2 protein-coding genes are annotated in these 1,712 nt (G+C 62.7%); both read left to right on the top strand.

Going from position 1 to position 1,712, the window contains the following annotated elements; all coding sequences use genetic code 11:
* Positions 1–248, top strand: a 248-nt coding sequence (locus IM708_RS20905) for a helix-turn-helix domain-containing protein (protein WP_209428477.1), incomplete at its 5' end; no start/stop codon positions are given.
* The gene (locus tag IM708_RS20900; RefSeq protein ID WP_209428476.1) at positions 245–1,594 is read left to right on the top strand and encodes a HipA domain-containing protein; all 1,350 of its coding nucleotides are present in this window, start codon (positions 245–247) and stop codon (positions 1,592–1,594) included. The genes IM708_RS20905 and IM708_RS20900, both read left to right, overlap by 4 nt.
* The last annotated feature ends 118 nt before the right edge of the window (positions 1,595–1,712 follow it).

Raw genomic sequence — 1,712 nt, 5'->3', positions numbered from 1 at the left:
AAACCATTGGAAGGATGGCTCGGTTGCAAGACCCGATACGCATCAGCTCAGTGAGCGAACTGGGAGCTCTCATTCGTGCCCGGCGTCGAGAGATGAAGCTGCGTCAGGCGGATCTCTCGTCGATATCGGGCGTTGATCAGTCCAATCTTTCCAAGATCGAGCGGAGCCAGATTCCGGCAACCCTCGAGACTTACCTCCGGCTTCTGGAGCCCCTCGGAATCGACCTGCAAGCTGTGCCGCGCGAATGAAACTGGATGTGTGGATGGAGGCCGTGGAGGCTCCAGTCGGCAAACTCGAACGACACGCCGACAAGAGCCTCGAATTCGCCTATGCGCGGGGGGTCCCAAAGGAGGGTCGACTGTCCGCAGCACTACCCATCAAGAACACGCCCTTCGGGGACGCCGCTTGCACCGCCTTCTTCGGCAATCTGCTCTTTGAGGGGCGCGAGCTTGACCGCGTCATGGCGGCCCACCGGATCGACCGTGGCGACATCGGCGGTCTCCTGTTCCATCTCGGTGCGGACTGTGCCGGGGCGGTTTCAATCACGCCGGCAGGGTCTGGTCCCGGCAAGCGACCGGGCGTCTTTCCCGACGACTACGAGGAGGTTCAGGCAGCCCGTCTCGCTGAGCTCGTTCGTTCGCTGCATTTCCACGGGCGGTTGCCCGAGGGCGCACGCGATCCCTCGCCGGTCGCGGGCGTGCAGCCCAAGATCGCAGTTCTGCATCACGACGGACGGTTCTTTCTTCCGCGCGAGGGTAGCCGAGCGCCCACGACGCATATCCTGAAGGTGTCTCCGCGAGATGATCTTGATCTTGCGCGTCACGAGGTGGCACTGCTGTCGCTCGCAAGCCGGCTCGGCATTGAAACCGCGGAAGGTGCTTACCTCGAGTTCCACGACCGAGAGACGGGTGCCGACATCGGCACCATCCTGACGCGCCGGTTCGACCGGTTCTTCGATGGAGCGACCGTTCGCCGCGTCCATTCCGAAGACCTTTGTCAGGCCATGGGTCTCGCGCGACATCTCAAGTACGAGCGCGATGCCGTTTCGCCCGATATCCGGTTCTCCATGCGAGCTGTCGGTGAAATCGCCCGGCGCACGGCGAGGCCAGCCTTGTTCCAGATCGGATTCCTCCGCCAGACGCTCTTCAACCTTGCCGTCGGCAACACCGACAACCACGCCAAGAACACCACGATACTTTACCGCCAGCCGGCGGGGGAGCTCGCGCCGCTTTACGACGTGATTCCGGCCATCATGGATGCGCGAGTCACACATGAGCTTGCGCTGACACTTGGAGGCGCCAGCTTCGCCGAGGATCTGAGCATTGCGCATCTCGAGCGCGCGATGGGTGATCTCGGCTTCGCGAGATCGCGCTTTTCAGGGCAGTGGCCCAAGCTTCTGAAGGAGGTCGCCCGGACGGGTGTTCCGTTCCTGGCGGAGGCCGGGGGCAAGACCCTTGCCGATGCCGTTGCTGCGCAGCTTTCAACGCTCGAGGATGCACTTGGAATTGATCTTGAGGTGCCGCCACGCGACTATTTTCCGCGCAGCGTGCGGGACGAGAAGGCCCCTCGAGGCGGCTGGACCACGCTCAGCTGAACCTCCGAAAACGTGGGTTGTGCGCCAGGCCTTCGCCTGGGAAGCTCGAGCTTCCCGAGACTCTGCCTCGAATGGCGGAGAAGCGAGGCGAAATTACGACCACAAAGCAATCGCTTGC

The sequence above is a fragment of the Pararhodobacter sp. SW119 genome, from assembly GCF_017811755.1.
Taxonomy (GTDB): domain Bacteria; phylum Pseudomonadota; class Alphaproteobacteria; order Rhodobacterales; family Rhodobacteraceae; genus Pararhodobacter.
This window is presented reverse-complemented; position numbering and strand designations above follow the sequence as displayed.